This is a genomic window from Halocatena halophila (assembly GCA_027563145.1).
In the GTDB taxonomy this organism is placed as follows: Archaea; Halobacteriota; Halobacteria; order Halobacteriales; family Haloarculaceae; genus Halocatena; species Halocatena halophila.
The window spans coordinates 1,056,670-1,072,242 of record CP071306.1; the positions used below are offsets into that span (position 1 = coordinate 1,056,670).

At 59.1% G+C, this 15,573-nt stretch carries 17 protein-coding genes; 10 read left to right on the forward strand and 7 right to left on the reverse strand.

Features of this window, described 5'->3' with window-relative positions; genetic code table 11:
- Window positions 1-236: 236 nt before the first annotated feature.
- On the forward strand, window positions 237-1,334 hold the full coding sequence (locus JXQ78_RS05595) for a Gfo/Idh/MocA family protein (protein WP_330632491.1): 1,098 nt from the start codon (window positions 237-239) through the stop codon (window positions 1,332-1,334).
- Here JXQ78_RS05595 and JXQ78_RS05600 read toward each other — a convergent pair.
- Entirely contained in the window at window positions 1,331-2,290 is a 960-nt protein-coding gene (locus JXQ78_RS05600; RefSeq protein ID WP_330632492.1) for a carbohydrate kinase family protein, read from the reverse strand. The two genes, JXQ78_RS05595 and JXQ78_RS05600, sit on opposite strands and share 4 nt — an antisense overlap.
- 124 nt (window positions 2,291-2,414) lie before the next feature.
- Here JXQ78_RS05600 and JXQ78_RS05605 point away from each other — a divergent pair, with 124 nt between their 5' ends.
- Complete coding sequence (locus JXQ78_RS05605) at window positions 2,415-2,942, forward strand: helix-turn-helix domain-containing protein (protein WP_330632493.1); 528 nt, start codon at window positions 2,415-2,417, stop codon at window positions 2,940-2,942.
- A 3-nt stretch (window positions 2,943-2,945) separates the two neighbouring features.
- Here JXQ78_RS05605 and JXQ78_RS05610 read toward each other — a convergent pair whose 3' ends face one another.
- On the reverse strand, window positions 2,946-4,238 hold the full coding sequence (locus JXQ78_RS05610; RefSeq protein WP_330632494.1) for an RtcB family protein: 1,293 nt from the start codon (window positions 4,236-4,238) through the stop codon (window positions 2,946-2,948).
- A 105-nt stretch (window positions 4,239-4,343) separates the two neighbouring features.
- Between JXQ78_RS05610 and JXQ78_RS05615 the strand changes: the two genes are divergently transcribed.
- Both JXQ78_RS05615 and JXQ78_RS05620 read left to right on the forward strand, forming a co-directional pair.
- Complete coding sequence (locus JXQ78_RS05615) at window positions 4,344-5,510, forward strand: thiolase C-terminal domain-containing protein (protein ID WP_330632495.1); 1,167 nt, start codon at window positions 4,344-4,346, stop codon at window positions 5,508-5,510.
- Window positions 5,507-5,881: a Zn-ribbon domain-containing OB-fold protein gene (locus tag JXQ78_RS05620; RefSeq protein ID WP_330632496.1), complete on the forward strand. Its 375-nt coding sequence runs from the start codon at window positions 5,507-5,509 to the stop codon at window positions 5,879-5,881. Before JXQ78_RS05615 ends, JXQ78_RS05620 begins: the two co-directional genes overlap by 4 nt.
- On the opposite strand, the gene JXQ78_RS05625 is transcribed toward JXQ78_RS05620, so the two are convergent.
- Window positions 5,882-6,832 carry a zinc-dependent metalloprotease gene (locus JXQ78_RS05625; RefSeq protein ID WP_330632497.1) on the reverse strand — a complete coding sequence of 317 codons (951 nt, stop codon included), beginning with the start codon at window positions 6,830-6,832 and terminating at the stop codon, window positions 5,882-5,884. It lies immediately after the preceding gene.
- A gap of 47 nt (window positions 6,833-6,879) precedes the next feature.
- Entirely contained in the window at window positions 6,880-7,257 is a 378-nt protein-coding gene (locus tag JXQ78_RS05630) for a hypothetical protein (protein ID WP_330632498.1), read from the reverse strand.
- A 154-nt stretch (window positions 7,258-7,411) separates the two neighbouring features.
- Between JXQ78_RS05630 and JXQ78_RS05635 the strand changes: the two genes are divergently transcribed.
- From JXQ78_RS05635 to JXQ78_RS05660, 6 genes are all read left to right on the forward strand, one after another.
- A complete protein-coding gene (locus tag JXQ78_RS05635) occupies window positions 7,412-8,482 on the forward strand; it encodes a M20/M25/M40 family metallo-hydrolase (protein ID WP_330632499.1) in 1,071 nt (356 codons plus the stop codon).
- A gap of 94 nt (window positions 8,483-8,576) precedes the next feature.
- Window positions 8,577-8,762, forward strand: a complete 186-nt coding sequence (locus JXQ78_RS05640; protein WP_330632500.1) for an LSM domain-containing protein — start codon at window positions 8,577-8,579, stop codon at window positions 8,760-8,762.
- Entirely contained in the window at window positions 8,759-8,932 is a 174-nt protein-coding gene (locus JXQ78_RS05645; protein ID WP_330632501.1) for a 50S ribosomal protein L37e, read from the forward strand. The genes JXQ78_RS05640 and JXQ78_RS05645 overlap by 4 nt, the downstream gene beginning before the upstream one ends.
- A 76-nt stretch (window positions 8,933-9,008) precedes the next feature.
- Window positions 9,009-10,439: an amidophosphoribosyltransferase gene (gene purF / locus JXQ78_RS05650; RefSeq protein WP_330632502.1), complete on the forward strand. Its 1,431-nt coding sequence runs from the start codon at window positions 9,009-9,011 to the stop codon at window positions 10,437-10,439.
- A 40-nt stretch (window positions 10,440-10,479) separates the two neighbouring features.
- The gene (locus tag JXQ78_RS05655; protein ID WP_330632503.1) at window positions 10,480-10,962 is read left to right on the forward strand and encodes a hypothetical protein; all 483 of its coding nucleotides are present in this window, start codon (window positions 10,480-10,482) and stop codon (window positions 10,960-10,962) included.
- Window positions 10,963-11,056: 94 nt separating this feature from the next.
- Window positions 11,057-11,545, forward strand: a complete 489-nt coding sequence (locus JXQ78_RS05660) for a hypothetical protein (protein ID WP_330632504.1) — start codon at window positions 11,057-11,059, stop codon at window positions 11,543-11,545.
- Here JXQ78_RS05660 and JXQ78_RS05665 read toward each other — a convergent pair.
- Genes JXQ78_RS05665 through JXQ78_RS05675 form a run of 3 tightly spaced genes read right to left on the reverse strand, consistent with a single transcriptional unit; the run spans window position 11,542 to window position 15,512 of the window.
- Window positions 11,542-12,591 carry an NAD(P)-dependent glycerol-1-phosphate dehydrogenase gene (locus JXQ78_RS05665; protein ID WP_330632505.1) on the reverse strand — a complete coding sequence of 350 codons (1,050 nt, stop codon included), beginning with the start codon at window positions 12,589-12,591 and terminating at the stop codon, window positions 11,542-11,544. The two genes, JXQ78_RS05660 and JXQ78_RS05665, sit on opposite strands and share 4 nt — an antisense overlap.
- 52 nt (window positions 12,592-12,643) lie before the next feature.
- Window positions 12,644-14,749 carry a ribosome rescue protein RqcH gene (gene rqcH, locus JXQ78_RS05670; RefSeq protein WP_330632506.1) on the reverse strand — a complete coding sequence of 702 codons (2,106 nt, stop codon included), beginning with the start codon at window positions 14,747-14,749 and terminating at the stop codon, window positions 12,644-12,646.
- A 49-nt stretch (window positions 14,750-14,798) separates the two neighbouring features.
- The gene (locus tag JXQ78_RS05675) at window positions 14,799-15,512 is read right to left on the reverse strand and encodes an MBL fold metallo-hydrolase (RefSeq protein ID WP_330632507.1); all 714 of its coding nucleotides are present in this window, start codon (window positions 15,510-15,512) and stop codon (window positions 14,799-14,801) included.
- Between the last annotated feature and the right edge of the window lie 61 nt (window positions 15,513-15,573).

The following is a 15,573-nucleotide window of genomic DNA, read 5'->3' on the forward strand; positions in this document are numbered from 1 at the left end:
ATGGGCGGTGAATCAGAGCTGAACGGTGGTAATCGTGGATATCCGGGCCACATTCGATGATCGCGTGTGAGCAAAACAGAAGACTCATAACAATTATATAACGTTTTAAATTTGGCCACAATACCGCCTGAAACCCTCGATATCACCGATTTTGGAAAATATCGACGCCCTATCCAACGTTTCTTTCCATCTTCATATAGCAATATACATCACCGACAGTTGTATAGTGGGGTGTAATGACTCCCTCCGGACAGACCGCCATTGGAATCATCGGATTGGGAAACATTGGACAGTATCACGCCAACCAACTCCGATCGCTGGGGACGGAGTTGCCGGTCACGATCGGTGGTGGGATGGACATCGATCGCACAGCGAGAGATCGATTCACCGAGTCGTTCGGGGTCACCACGTACGAGGACGCCACAACCCTGTACGACGCCGTTGATGCGGTTATCATCACCACGCCGAATCGATTTCACGAACAGTACGCCGTCGGCGCGCTTGAGGCCGGCCTCGACGTATTGATCGAGAAACCGATCGCGCACACGATCGAGAGCGCCCAACGCGTCCGCGAGACAGCAGCCGAATCCGATGGCGACTGTATGGTAGGATTTCACAATCGCTTTTCGTCCTCCGTTCAGGTCCTCAAAGAGTACCACCAGGCGGGGCGGTTCGGAGAGCTGACCCATATCGATGCGAACTACATCCGCCGACGGGGGGTTCCCGGACGCGGGACCTGGTTCACCAGTGAGGCGGACGCGGGCGGCGGCGCACTCATCGATATCGGCGCGCACGCGATCGATCTCGCGCTGTATCTTCTCGATTTCCCGACCGTATCGGAGGTCACCGGTGTCACTCGATCGGAGTTTGGCGGCCGGCCGGACTACACGCATCTCGAAATGTGGGGTGACCACGGCGATGGCCCCTTCGACGTGGACGATTCGGCGAGCGCATTCATCCGCTGTGCACAGAATCGAACGATTTCGCTCGATGTGGCCTGGGCGACAAACCGACCACCAACCAACGAGTTCATCGTTACCGGCACGGAAGCCGGTGCCCGACTCGATCTGAGCGACGGAACCCTGACGCTGTTCGAGTCCTCTCCGGCCGGCAGCCCACATTTTGCCGACACCGAGATCACGACCCGTGATGAGAATCCACACCGGAATGAGCAGCGGTATTTCGTCGAGGAGATCCGGAGTGACTCACCTCTGACGATGAACACGGTCGAGGAAGGACTCAGTGTACAGCGCGTGATGGACGCGATCTATCGATCGAGCGATCGAGCCGGTGCCGTGCCGATCGAGATGGAACCACTCTCGACGGCCGACTAGCGCCGTCCAATCGACTGTTTTTTCTGGAGGGTTTCAATCTCTGTTGCATTCGGAAACGCACTGACTGCACCGCGTGCAGTCGTGGTGAGCGCGCCCGCTGCGTTCGCCCGATCGAGCCAGCGCCACGGATCGTCAGCGCCGCCTTTTATACCATCGAGCAGTCCAGCCAGAAAGCCATCTCCAGCACCGGTGGTGTCGGTGACAGAAACCGAGTAGCCGGGATGGTCGATCGCGGTGGGACCAACCGGGCTGTTCGCCGTGGCACGCAACAGTGATCCGTTTACACCCTGGGTGAGTACCACGGTGTGAACGCCAGTAGAGAGCAACGACTGGGCAAGCGCCGCCGGGGTTTCTCCGTCGAATCCCGCGGTGCGACAGTCAGCAACGGAGCCACAAACGATGTCGGTGTACTCTAGGACTTCTCGCGCGGTTCGTTCGAACGGTTCGTCGGTCCACAGCGATGGCCTGGCGTTGGGGTCGTACACGACGGTACAGCCGGCCGAGGTAGCTCGTTCGAGGAGCTCGAGAATCGCCGTCCGTGCCCGATCGGTGGCGAGCGCGATCCCACCAACGACGACCCAGTCCAGCTTCGCTAGCTGTTCGTCCGGTACAGCACCGACAGAAAGGTGTACGTCCGCTGGACGCTCCCGGTAGAACGTGAACGTTCGATCCCCAGCTCCGTCGTGAGTGACGTGGGCGAGCGTCGTCTTCGAATCTGGAGCCCTCTCAACGTACGGTCCCGCAAGTCCGAGCTCATCGAGCCGTCTCCTGAGAAACGCCGCCATCGGATCATCACCGAGACAGCTCCACAACAGGGGCGCATTGTCGAGTCGAGCAAGGCCAGCCGCCACGTTGGTCGGCCCGCCCCCGATCCGTCGAACGAAGACGTCGTCGTCTCCACCAGCTGGAACGAGATCGACGAGCGTCTCTCCCACGACGAGAAAGTGTCCGGTCATGGGATGACCAACGCCCCCATCAGGGAAAAGCGGTCGTCTCAGTCGGGCTTGTTGTGGGCAGATTCCACCGCCTCCGCGTAGCCGTCGTGTAATTGCTTAAATAGCAGCAACCGAATACACGTTCATGGCAAAATACTCGACCGGGGGTATCAGCTCCGACGACGACGGGAGCTGTGAGCTCTGTGGAGCCGAGGGGACGACGCTCCAGACCGAGCGAGTGGCAGGCGCGACGCTCGCCGTGTGTCCCGACTGTCGGTCGCGTCACGGAGAGTCGAATGCGCCGACAGACCGAGACGAGCACGGTCGACCCACAGACTCCCGGGATCCAGACGAGTCGAACAGAAAGCGTCGTGCGGCCCAGAATCAGGCCCGACTCGACGACGCCCAGCGAACCAATCCCGAAACCTGGGTTGATGGCGCAGAATACGAAGGAGATCCACTCCCCTATCTGGTGCGTGGCTACGGTGATCGAGTGGCCAACGCGCGTGCAGCCGTCGATTTCGGTACTGCCGATCTGGCGAACGAACTCGACGTGTCCGAACAAAAGATTATCGCAATTGAAGCGGGTCGGGCGACCGACGCTGGTGTCGGCGGATCGCTGATCGAGGCGATCGAATCCACGCTCGACATTTCGCTCACCGAAGAGCGCTGATTCTCAGGTTGCTTTGAGGTTGTGAATCACAGACAGCCGATCGACGATCTCCGCGGTCGGCTCGATTGCGTTCTCGATCAGTGCCGTGTCCTTATACGCCCCAGGAGCTTCATCGAGCGTGTCATCTGAGACCGACGTGGAGTAGATGCCGTCCATTTGCGATGTGAACGTGTCCATGTCCAGTTCACGAAACGCTTTCCGACGACTCATAACACGCCCAGCCCCGTGCGGAGCGGAGTAGTTATAGTCAGCATTTGATTTTCCCACACAGATACAGATCCCATCGCGCATGTTGTACGGCAGCAACAGCCGCTCGTTTTCATACGATCGCACGGCTCCCTTTCTGATGATGAGATCGCGGAAATCGATGTAGTTGTGGACCGATTCGATCGAATCGACCGACTCGCGCCCGACGATGGCCTCAATCTGGCGAGCCATCTCACGGCGATTTTCGGCGGCATACTGCTGTGCGAAGATCATATCCCGGAAGTAGCCATCCGCCTCCTCGCCCTCGAGATAGTCAAGGGTCTCATTGCGGTCGGAGTCACCAATCCGCTCGTGGAGCGCATCAATCTGCCGTCCGATCGCTTCGCCCTGAAACTCCGTTCGGATGCGCTCAATCTCGGCTTCGACATCGATTCCGCGGTGATTCATCCGTTCCGTTGCCCGCGATTGCCAGTGCTGGGCCACGTTGTATCCCAGCCCACGGCTGCCGCTGTGGACCACTGCCCAGACGTGGTCAGTCCGGTGAGAGCGGCCGAATTCGATGAAGTGGTTGCCACCACCGAGCGTTCCGATCGAGTTGATCGCCCGGCGTTCGTTCACGCCAACTCGGTGACAGAGCGAGGAAAAATACGACTCGTCGTACGGTCCACAGTCGAGCGAACGACCGTACGTATCCTCGAACTCGCGCAGTATCGACGTTGCCTCCTCGAATGGAAACGAATCGAGCGAATACTCGCTCTCTGACCGGACCGAAGAGCCCATCGGAATCCGATCGCGGAGTTTTCGATCGAGGCGGTCGTGATCGATCTCGAGATCACCACCGAGATCGATCGCATACAGCCCACAGCCGATATCGACACCGATCGTGTTCGGAACTACGCGCTCACCGAGGGGCATTGTAAAGCCGATGACGCTCCCTTTCCCCCAGTGTGCGTCGGGCATCACCCGGACTGGCTGCCGAAACGCCGGGTGATCAACCAGCGTCTGGAGCTGCTCGCGGGCCCCATCGCCGAGCTCCTCGGCGTCGAGAAAGACCTCGGCGCTCGTGTGCGCACCCGATATTCTGACCATGGCCGTGCTATCCGCCTGGCAAACAAAACGCCACCGGAACAAACGCTATTGTTCGACAACAGGATATCCGTGTAGCTTTGTGAGTCCAGACCGAACAGTTCGGTGATGACACGAGCAAGTGTCGTCGGAGTCGGGATGACGACCTTCGGCGTTCACGACCAACCGCTACCAGAACTGTTTGGACAGGCGGCACTGGACGCGATCGATGATTCGGGTGTGACGCCCGGAGATATCGATTCGTTCTACTTCGGGAACGCGATGGGTGGTCAGACCGAAAACGACACACATCTCGCCCCTACACTCGCCGCCGAGATCGGCCTGGCCGGAATTCCGGCACAGCGATTCGAAGACGCCTGTGCAACGTCTGCGAACGCCTTTAAAAACGCGGTCGAAGCCGTCGACGCCGGAATTCACGATACGGTGCTCGTCGGTGGCGTCGAGCGATGTACGCCCGAAACCGGCAAGGGAACCGGTGCCATGACGGAAATTTTTGCGTCTGCGTCCCATCGCCAGTACGAACAGCCCACCGGGCTGACGTTCCCTGGGGTGTTCGCGTTGCTCACGAAGCGACACATGCACGATTACGGAACGACAGAGCGCCAGCTCGCCCACGTAGCCGTGAAAAACCACTACAACGGCACCAACAATCCACGCGCACACTTTGGCTCCGAGACGACGGTCGAAGCGGTGCTCGAGTCGCCGATCGTGGCCGATCCGTTCCATCTGATGGACTGTTGTCCGTTCTCTGACGGCGCTGCGGCCGTGATTGTCACCAGCGACGATCTGGCCGATTCGTACGACGAGCCAGTCGACGTGACCGGTGTTGGACAGGCCACCGGACGCGTGCCACTGGGACTAAAATCAGACATTCACGCCACACAGCCAGCACGCGACGCTACAGCGATGGCCTACGAACAGGCGGACACCACGGCCGATGCGGTCGATTTCGCCGAGGTGCACGACTGTTTTACCGGTGCAGAGATACTGGCCAGCGAGGCGATCGGATTCTTCGAAGACGGCTTTGGCGGCCCGGCGGCCGAGTCGGGACGCACCGAAATTGATGGCGACCGGCCGATCAATCCGAGCGGCGGACTCAAGGCAAAAGGACACCCGATCGGCGCGACGGGTGCCTCCCAAATCGTCGAGCTGACCGAACAGCTCCGCGGAGAAGCTGGAGCGCGCCAGCTCGACGATCCAACGCGGGGGCTCGCACACAATCTGGGCGGCGACGCGGCGACGACCGTTATCTCCGTCCTGGAGGTGCGAGGATGACCGACGCGTTCAACTACGACGCATGGGCCACAGCACTCGAACGCGGCGAACTTCTAGGTGGTCGCTGTCGATCCTGTGAGACGACGTTTGGCACGCCAGTCATGGTCTGTCCGGACTGTTCACATCGTGGGCTCGAGCCGACGCCGCTTTCAGAAACGGGGATCATCCACACGGTGACGCGAATCGAGGTTGCACCGACCGGCTTCGAGGGGCCATTCTTTGTCGGGATCGTCGAACTTGAGGACGCACGGCTCACTGCTCGAATCGAAGCCGACAGCGACGAACCAGAAATTGGCGACAATGTCAGGTTTGCCGGCGGACTCAGCGAGGCACCCGACGGGAGTGTGGCCCCGCTGTTCCGCCTCGAATAGCTAGATATCCATCCGGGCGAGCCAGAGCGAGGGATCGTCGAGTTCGGTGTTCGTCGGCAGGTTGTCCGGCTTCTCCCAGACGATCGCGGCGGTTTCGAGGTCGCGCTCGTCTGCAACCTGCTCGAAGAACGTCTTTCCGCGTTCGTACTGACGACGCTTGCGGCCAAGCCCGAGCGCATACCGCATCAGCTGCGTCAGGAATCCACCGCTGTGCCGTCTGGCGTCAAGTTTACTCCGGAGATCGTCGTACTCTGCATCGAACGTACGGTCCATTAACAGCTCTGCGTACCCCTCAACCGACGTCATCGTCACGTCCACGCCCGTCAGATCGAGCTGGCTGACGTTGCCGGCCGACAAATCAGCCAACAGCTCTTCTACCTGTTGTTCGAGATGATCGGAGAGCCACGGCGCAGCACCGAATTCGGCGGCGTGAGTCACCTCGTGAAACGCAATCCACCGGGTAAATCGGTCGCTGTCGACCTCAAGTTCGTTCGCAATCCGCTCAATGTTCGGGTGAACGAAATAGAGCGCGTGATCGTCGGAATCGGAAAGAAAGAGCGGATCGTACTGCCCGAGCACGTTGTTAGAAAGAAAGCTGACCGAAAGCGCCATCGAACCGGTGTTGATGGTCCTGACGAGACCGGGAAGCATGCCGATCTCCGTGTCCATCTGCTCTAGCACGCGCTCGAACGTCGCAACATTCGCGTCGATCCAGTGGTGGCGGTGTTGTATTTCGATCGTCTCCGGGAGATCAAAATCGACACCACCAACCGAACGGATCCGATCGCGAGCACTGCGAACGTCGTCACGATACCGATCGATAGCCGCCTCGTCGAGATCGATCGAACCCGGATCGGTGGCCGCCTTCGCCGATTCAGTGACTGCAGTCCAGTCGATCGGTTCGGAGCCAGAGGCATCCGCAACCGCCCGTACTGCACGATAAAAGTTCATAGATAGAAAAGATGCGCACTGGCAAAAGGTGTTCCGCCGATTGTAGGCTATCGCCACCACTGCCAGCCAGCTCTGGATGTGTCAGCGTCTGTCTCATCCAGGCCAACGAGCACACTGAGCGAGCAGAGAAACGCCAGGCCGATGAGTGAACGGAGTCCTCCACGATCGGTCGATTTCTCGGTGGCTAGCTCTGGTGATGGTGAGTTCCCAGTTGGAGCTGGCTCTCCGTTCTGGCGTCGTCGCCACAGAAAGACACCTACACCAACAGTGACCACACTAACCAGTCCGACCAACATACCGCGGAGACGACGGGGACGTGAGTGTTCCACTGGCGTGTCGGTCGGTTGGCGAACGACCTTATCACCACTGAACGGTGCGTTGACTGTCGGTTCGTCGATGTCGACTTCGAAGATCGTCAGGTCCATAGAATGTATTCACTGTCGGCCGACATCAAAATTTGTATCAATCCGAATCTAGCCGGTCAGTTGCACGCCGGCAGGGAACGGTCTCCAGCGGCTGGAAAACGAGCCGAACGGAAAGGACCGTGGTATTCTTGGGCTGGCTAGCACAACATACGGCATGGACACCGAACAACGCGACTTTCTTGAGGCTCTTTTGACCACACCAACGCCGTCAGGGTTCGAGCGAGCGGGCCAGGGGACGTGGCTCGACTACGTCGAACCGTTCGCAGACGAACTGCGCACGGACGCGTACGGCAACGCCGTTGCGGTCCATCACGGGAGCGACGACGTGGATCTCGAACTGGCATTTGCCGGCCACGCGGACGAAATCGGCCTCATGGTCAGAAACATCACCGAAGACGGGTTCATCCAGCTCACTGGCGTTGGGGGTGCAGACAAAACTGTCACTCGCGGCCAGCAGGTCACCGTTCACGCAGACGAACCGATTTCTGGCGTCATCGGACAGACAGCCATCCACCTGCGCGATCGGACGAACGGTGAGGACGTGGATGACATCGCCAACCAGCACGTCGATATCGGCGTCGATTCGAAAGAAGACGCCGAAGAGCTGGTCGAAATCGGCGATCCGATCACGATCGACACCTCGATAACCACACTCTCTGAGACACGACTCACCGCCCGCGGGATGGACAACAGAATTGGCGTCTGGGCCGCCGCCGAAGCGCTCCGACGGGCGGTCGAACGAGATGCCGACGCGACCATCTACGCGATCGCAACCGTCCAGGAAGAAGTCGGACTGAAGGGCGCACAGATGGTTGGTTTCGACATCGCTCCGGACGCGTACTTCGTGGTCGATGTAACCCACGCCACCGACACCCCAGCCGTACCTGGTGAAGCTTCCACCGCCGTCACTATCGGCGATGGGCCCGTCGTTGCACGTGGCTCAACGAACCACCCAGCACTCGTCGAACGGCTCCGCTCGGTCGCCGACGACGAATCGATCGATATCCAGCTCCAGGCGGCCGGCTCACGCACCGGGACCGATGCCGATGCGTTCTACACCTCCAACGGCGGAGCCCCCGCTGTGAACGTTGGACTTCCAAATCGATATATGCACACCCCCGTCGAACTCATCGACACCGACGATCTCGAAGACGTGGCTGCGCTACTCGGTGCCGTTGGCGGCGAAACAGACACATTAGTTACAGATTTGCTAACAAACAACTAGATTGATATATTTTCAAATTCATAATTGAATCTGGTTATCACAAGCGTCGGTCGGTCTCGGTGGGCTTAAGACAGAGGAACGAGGGGAAGGGAATATGGCTGGACGACCGCTGGATGTACTGGAGGAATCACTTGGAACTGTAGTGACGATTTCGCTGAAGGGCGGGGAGTCGTACACCGGACGACTGGCTGGGTACGACCAGCATATGAATCTCGTCGTCGAGTCGGAAGAAGACACAACCGTTATACGCGGCGATAACGTCGTTTCCATCAACACATGACTGGAGCGGGCACCCCGAGCCAAGGAAAGAAGAACAAAACGACGCACGTTCCGTGTCGTCGCTGTGGTGAAAAATCCTACCACGTGAAAAAGAAGGTCTGTTCGTCGTGTGGGTTCGGTAAAACCGCCAAACGACGCGATTACGCCTGGCAGTCGAAAGCCGGCGAGTAACTGGACTGACCGACGACTATCCTGCGTGTCGGTCGGTTCGCCCGATCGGAACGTGTCTCTCGATAAACAGTAGACAATGCACGAAAAATGCGGTGTCGTAGGAATTTCTCTTGGGGATCGAACCGCCGCCCACCCACTGTATTACGCGCTGTTCGCGTTACAACACCGTGGACAGGAGTCTGCCGGGATCGTGACCCACGACGGTTTTCAACAGCACGACCACGTTGATATGGGTCTCGTCGGCGACGTGTTCGACGAGGACGATCTCGAGTCGCTCAACGGCTCAGTGGGGATCGGCCACGTACGATATCCAACGGCAGGAAGCGTCGATGCCTGTTGTGCCCAGCCATTTTCCGTCTCGTTCAAAAGCGGTTCGCTGGGATTGGCACACAACGGTAATCTGATCAATACGGAGTCGGTGCGTGATGAGCTCGCCGCACTGGGACATGCGTTTACCTCAGACGGTGATACGGAGGTGATCGCCCACGATCTGGCCCGGAATCTCCTCGACGGTGGATTGATCCAGGCCGTTCGACAGACCATGGGACGGATTCACGGTTCGTACGCACTCACCATCATTCACGACGATACGGTCGTCGGCGTTCGCGATCCCGAGGGCAATCGGCCACTCTGTCTCGGGAAGGTTGATGGCGGGTACGTACTCACCAGCGAAAGTGCTGCCATCGATACCCTTGATGGGGAGCTGATTCGAGACGTTCGTCCGGGTGAGCTGATCAGGCTCGACCCAGACGGCAGCGGCTACACCTCCTATCAGCTCACTGAGCGAGACAACAGCGCCCACTGTTTCTTCGAGCACGTCTATTTCGCCCGGCCGGATTCCGTGATCGACGAAACGCTCGTCTATGAAGTTCGACGCGAGCTGGGACGACAGCTCTGGGAGGAGTCGGGCGTCGATACGGACGTTGTGATGCCCGTCCCGGATTCTGGCCGTGCGTTCGCCGGCGGCTACGCCGAAGCCGCAGACGGTGTTGAGTTCGCTGAAGGGCTGATGAAAAACCGCTACGTCGGTCGGACGTTCATCATGCCGACCCAAGACGCCCGCGAGCGCGCCGTGCGGCTCAAATTGAACCCGATCAAATCCACGGTCGAAGGAAAGACGGTCACGTTGATCGACGACAGCATTGTGCGAGGCACCACCTCCACACAGCTCGTGGAGCTGCTCAGGGACGCCGGCGCGAGCGAGGTGCACATGCGCATCGGCGCGCCAGCGATCATTGCTCCTTGTTATATGGGCATCGACATGGCGAGTAGAGAGGAGTTGATCGCCGCCGACAGAAGCACAGAATCAATTCGCGATGCAATCGGTGCCGACAGTCTCGCATATCTCTCGATCGACGCCGTGGCAGACGCACTCGAAACCGATCGCGATGATCTCTGTCTTGGCTGTGTCACCGGCGAGTATCCCTACGACATTCCGGGTGAAACTGCAGACCGCGACGTATCACAGCCCGTCCTCGGCGACGAGCCCGTCTCACACGCCGACTGAGGCCGACACCGTTAGGTGATCTCCGTTTGATCAGTTAGCTGTGCCGTTCACACCGTTTCATCTTGGTCCGGGGTTGCTCGGTGGGGTCCTGTTCAAACGACAGCTCGATGCGCTCACGTTCGTGCTCGCCAGCGTCATCGTTGATTTTCGGGCAGCCCTGGTCCTGTTCGGTCTGCTCGGTGGACGACTCCACGGGCCCGTACACACCTATCTTGGAGCCACAGTTCTGTCGGTCGTGCTCACGGCAACGGTCGTGCTCACGGCACGACATACCCAATCGCTCAACCGAATCAATTTTTCGCCACATTCGGTCCGTCACGTCCTCGTTGGAGCGATTGCCGGCAGCTGGCTCCACGTGACGCTCGATTCCGTTCTCTACACCGATATTCGACCGTTTGCACCGCTTTCTGTGAATCCACTCTTTGGAACTGCTGGATTGGGGCTGGTGTACGGCGGCTGTCTGCTTGCACTCGTCGTTGGTTGCGGTGTCGCACTCTCACAGTATCACAGAGCCTCGGTCTAGCCACCAAATCAATCGAGCAAATATACATACCAATTCGAAACGTATACAACTATATCTACAACACTTATAGCGTAGTAGTTGGCTACCGACGGACATGGCGACCGGTCGGACCCACACGCAGGTGAGCACCGTTTTGGATGGTCTCCGCGAGACATACGACTCCTTTTCGATCAATCAGTCCTCCGTTACCGTCGATCACGAGACGTTCGAGCGGGTTGCTGAGCGGGCAACTACCCACGTTGTCGATGTTGACGTGAAGGTACAACGCGAATCAAGCGTCCTCGTCGTTGAGTCGGATGGGATGGTGCGCGCGCCCCATGGAACGGTCACGGTTGAGGAGTCTGGACTCGAAAGCGGAGCCCACAGACTCGTCGAAAACCAGACCGGTATCGACTGTCACGTAGTGGACGTACTGAGTGCGACAATACTGACGATCACCGACAAATCGCGAACCGGTCGCGATCCCGTGTATCGACTGTCGGTGTTGTTCGAGGCGATCTACGAGGGTGGTGAACCAGAGGGCACTGCTCGATGGCAAAGCGGGGCTGCAACGTCAACCGTCGCCCATCCGGCACTGGACTAGATCACGCCAGTAACACGTGCGGCCTCAAGGGCGGCAGCCTCGCTCACACCGTTGCCAAGAATCGTATAGCGGTCGCGAATCTCGTGTGCACTCGTCATTGCCTCGAGGAAGTCGTCCGTGCTGTGGCCCAGTGCTTCGACCGTGGTTGGGGCACCGATGCTCGACAGTGCCCCACGTACGTTCTGCCAGTTGCCATCCTGACCGGTGTGGAGATACTCCGTTGTGATCGTGGCAACGCCAACCTGATGGCCATGCAGTGCAGTGTCGCCGGCAATCCGGTCAAGCTGGTGTGAGATGAGATGTTCGGCACCGCTCGCCGGCCGCGAGGAGTCGGCGATCGACATGGCGACGCCCGAAGAAACGAGCGCTTTCATCACAATCCAGGCAGAGTCCTCAAGACCGGGCTTGATCGACTCTGCGTTGCCGACGAGCATTTCGGCCGTCATCTGTGAGAGTGCACCAGCGTATTCGGAGTATTCCGCGTTTTTCAGCCGGTGGGCGAGCTGCCAGTCCCGAACCGCAGTGTAGTTGCTAATGATATCAGCACAGCCCGCCGTGGTAAACTGCCACGGTGCGCTGGCGATCAGTTCGGTGTCGGCTATTACGCCAAGCGGTGGGTCTGCCGCGACGCTGTGGCGCGTGTTGCCGCTCGGAATCGACCCGCGACCGGAGACGATTCCGTCATGACTCGCCGTCGTCGGAACGGAAACGAACCCAACGCCGAGTTCGTCAGCCGCCATCTTCGCCACGTCGATCACCGTCCCGCCCCCGATCCCAAGAAGATATTCGATCTCCTCCGCCCTGGCGCGGTCGATCACCGCCTCAACAGCGCCAAACCGGGCCCGATCGACGAGCTCAACCGGCGGATCGAAATCCAGTTGCTCGATAACCCCGGTGACGGCCAGCTCTCTTGGCGTTTTGCTGGTGACAATCAGCCCATAGCCGGAGAGATGAAGATCGGACAACACCGTCTGTGTTTCCTCGATCACTCCGTGACCGATCACCACGTTTCGCGGGAGCCGGATCCACGAGCGCTTCTCGAACATACCGAGGAGAACAACCCGCGGAGTATATACTGTCTGGTTGGCTCCGATCGCCTCACACGTTCGGCATGCGGCTCCCACCAGCCGGGCAGAACTCCTGGATCAGATCCGGGCTCGCCACTTTCCGGACGAACGTTTCGTCCGTGAACCGACGCTTTAGCTCCCGGTAGCAGAGTTTTGCGATGTCGTTCTGTGCGTAGCGCCCGGGTTCGAGATCGACGGTTGTCACCGCCTGTTCGGTGATCGCTGCAGGCGGGCCACCGATGACACGCGTCTGTGGTTCACAGGTGATTCCGATCGCGACGCCAACCGGTGTATCACGGAAATACGTTCGCTCGCCACGAATTACGAACGATCCTTTCTCGATGAACTCACCGCTCTCTGGCGTTTTTGTCACCTGATCTGGCTCTGCCATATACACGTCGCCGCTGTAGTGGCCATCCTTCCAGACTGACGAGTACGATATCGCAAACTGGGCCGCCTCGGATTTGCTCCGGTCGGGAATGTCAATATCGCGCGCCGATTCGCTCGGTCCTGTCGCTTTGAGAATCGTCACCGGTGCACCGTGTGCCTGGGCGTGGAAGAACAGATCGCCACGCTCCATGTACTTTTTCACGAGCGCTTCGTTCTGGTCGGCGTTGCGCCCGCCAATGACGAGAAAGCCATCGCTCGTGTGGAACCAGCGGAATCGTTCGTACCAGTCTTCATCCCGACGAACGGGTATCGATTCGCGCGACAGCCACTCGTCGTCGGTTCGGCGTTCGTCCGCAGATTCATCGCCCTGTTCTTCGTCGTCTGGAGCCTGCCAGTTCTCACGTCGTTCTTTGATTGCTTCTAGCTGTTCGCGCGTGTCCGCTATTGCCTCGAGTGCGCCATCGCGCTTTGCCTCGATTTCTTTTGCGGACTGATAGAGCTGGTCTGCGTTCTTTTCGACGCCCATGGTGACATCGATCGTCACCGTCGTCTCATCGAGATCGAGCGTGACGGTTTTCTCGTTGCCATCGAGGCCAACCACGGCGTTGGCCGCTGGAATGTCCTGGTCTTTGCCGGCATCAAACCGGGACTCGATCGCTTCGAAGGTGAGATCGTCCGCGCGTGCGGTCTCGATGGCCGACAGCACCTCATCAACCAGTCCATACCGCTCATAGAGCAGTTCTGCCTTTCGCCGTTCAGCGGCCGCCTCCTGTTCGAATCCCTCGATTGCGCCCGATTGCTGGTCGATGATTCGTTCGTATTTTTCGATCTCTGCCTCGAAATCCGGACGTTGTGAGGATTGCTCAGCGGGTTGCTGTTCGTCCTCGGCAAGGTCGCGATAATACTGATCCAGCGCGTCCGTGAACTGCTCAAACGGCTCTGTGGTGAGCGATTCGTACTCCGCCATCGGAACGGGTGTGACATCGACCGGCGTCTCGTCCTCGTAGTAACAGCGCGCATCGAACGAGCCATCGGCGATCGTTGTTCGCAGCGAGGACAGCTCCCGAAAGAGCGCATCGAGCGTCGCTTCGGTGATCGACTCGATCGAGGCCGTCTTCTCGACACCGGCCCGACTGCAGAGCTCTTCAGCCCAGAGGCCACCGAAGTTCAACTGCGTTGCCAGCGTCCGCACGACATCAGTGTCGGAGTCGCGCATCTGCGCGTCGAACTGCGAGCGATCCACCGAGAGCGGATCGAACCGTGACTGTGGATACTCATACTGTGCACCGGGGGCAACCGTCCGCGAGGAAAGCCGCACTGTTTCTAAACACGCCAGAATCTCAAAATCAGCGTTACACACGATCACGTTTCCGTCGCCGAACAGCTCGGTGATGACGTACGTATCGCCATCCGGTCGGGAGAACCGAAGCGTGACGATCCGGTCGAACTCGTGTTGTTCGACCGCCTCGAGATCCGCGCCGGACGTTCGATTCCGGAGTTTCATCGCGAAGTTCGGCGGTCTGCCCGGCGCGTCTGGAACGTGTTGTGGATCGGCCAGATAGAGCCGCTTTGGATCGCCAATGTCGATCAGCAGCTCTAAGCGCCCGACATCGAAATCCCGCATCCGCAGCCTGACGAGCGAGTCGTCGTAGAGATATGCCTTGTCGAGCTTGGCACCCTCATACTGTCGCAGTTCCGTAGTGAGTGCCGCGAGGTCGACACTGCTGAGCTCGCGTTTCTGGTCCATACAAATGCAGTGTTGGAGCAGTCGAAAATGGGTGTCGCTCGCCGCGCGCTCACAATCGCCCGGCAAGGCGCTGGAGGTAGTCGAAGCCATTCTCCGTGAACGGCGATCCATGGCCCATACAGGCGACTTCGAACGGTGGACACCGTTGTGCCAGCGATTTTACGCTCTCGCGAACCTGACGCATATCGTATGAATCTCCCCAGAACGGCGTCGTGAGTTCGCCGTCGGTCTCCCAAACCAGATCGCCAAGGAACGCGACGCCGGATTCGTGGACGTACACCATATGCCCCGGATTGTGTCCTGGCGTCGCAAACGCTTCGAATCGGCCGATCCACTGTTCGTCAGTGACGCTGTGGAGATCAATCGATTTCGGGAGTGGGAACAGCGTCCGTGTTGCCCGGTGGAACAGACCCTTGTGGTGAGAAAGCGGCGGCTGATACTCGCCTTCGGCCAGCTCGATTTCGGTGGCTCCCAGATACACCGGGCAGTCGACCGGGATGGAGTGGAGCCCACCGGTGTGGTCAAGGTCGTAATGTGTGAGTACAATTCGGTCGATCTCGCCGGTGTCATACCCAGCAGCTGCAATTTCACTGGCAAGCGATCGTCGATTCCATCGATAGCCGGTGTCAACGAGTGTCAGTTCACCTGCCGTTCGCTCACCGGTTTCCGGGTCGATTGCGTCGTCAATGAGATACGCGTTCGACCCGAACGGCTCGTGCCAGCCGAGTTCAAGCAACCAGAGATCCTCACGGAGCCGTCGCATCGTGGCTACCTACCAACGTTGTACGCTTAATCTTCACGGCAGTCACAACCCAACCGCCGGA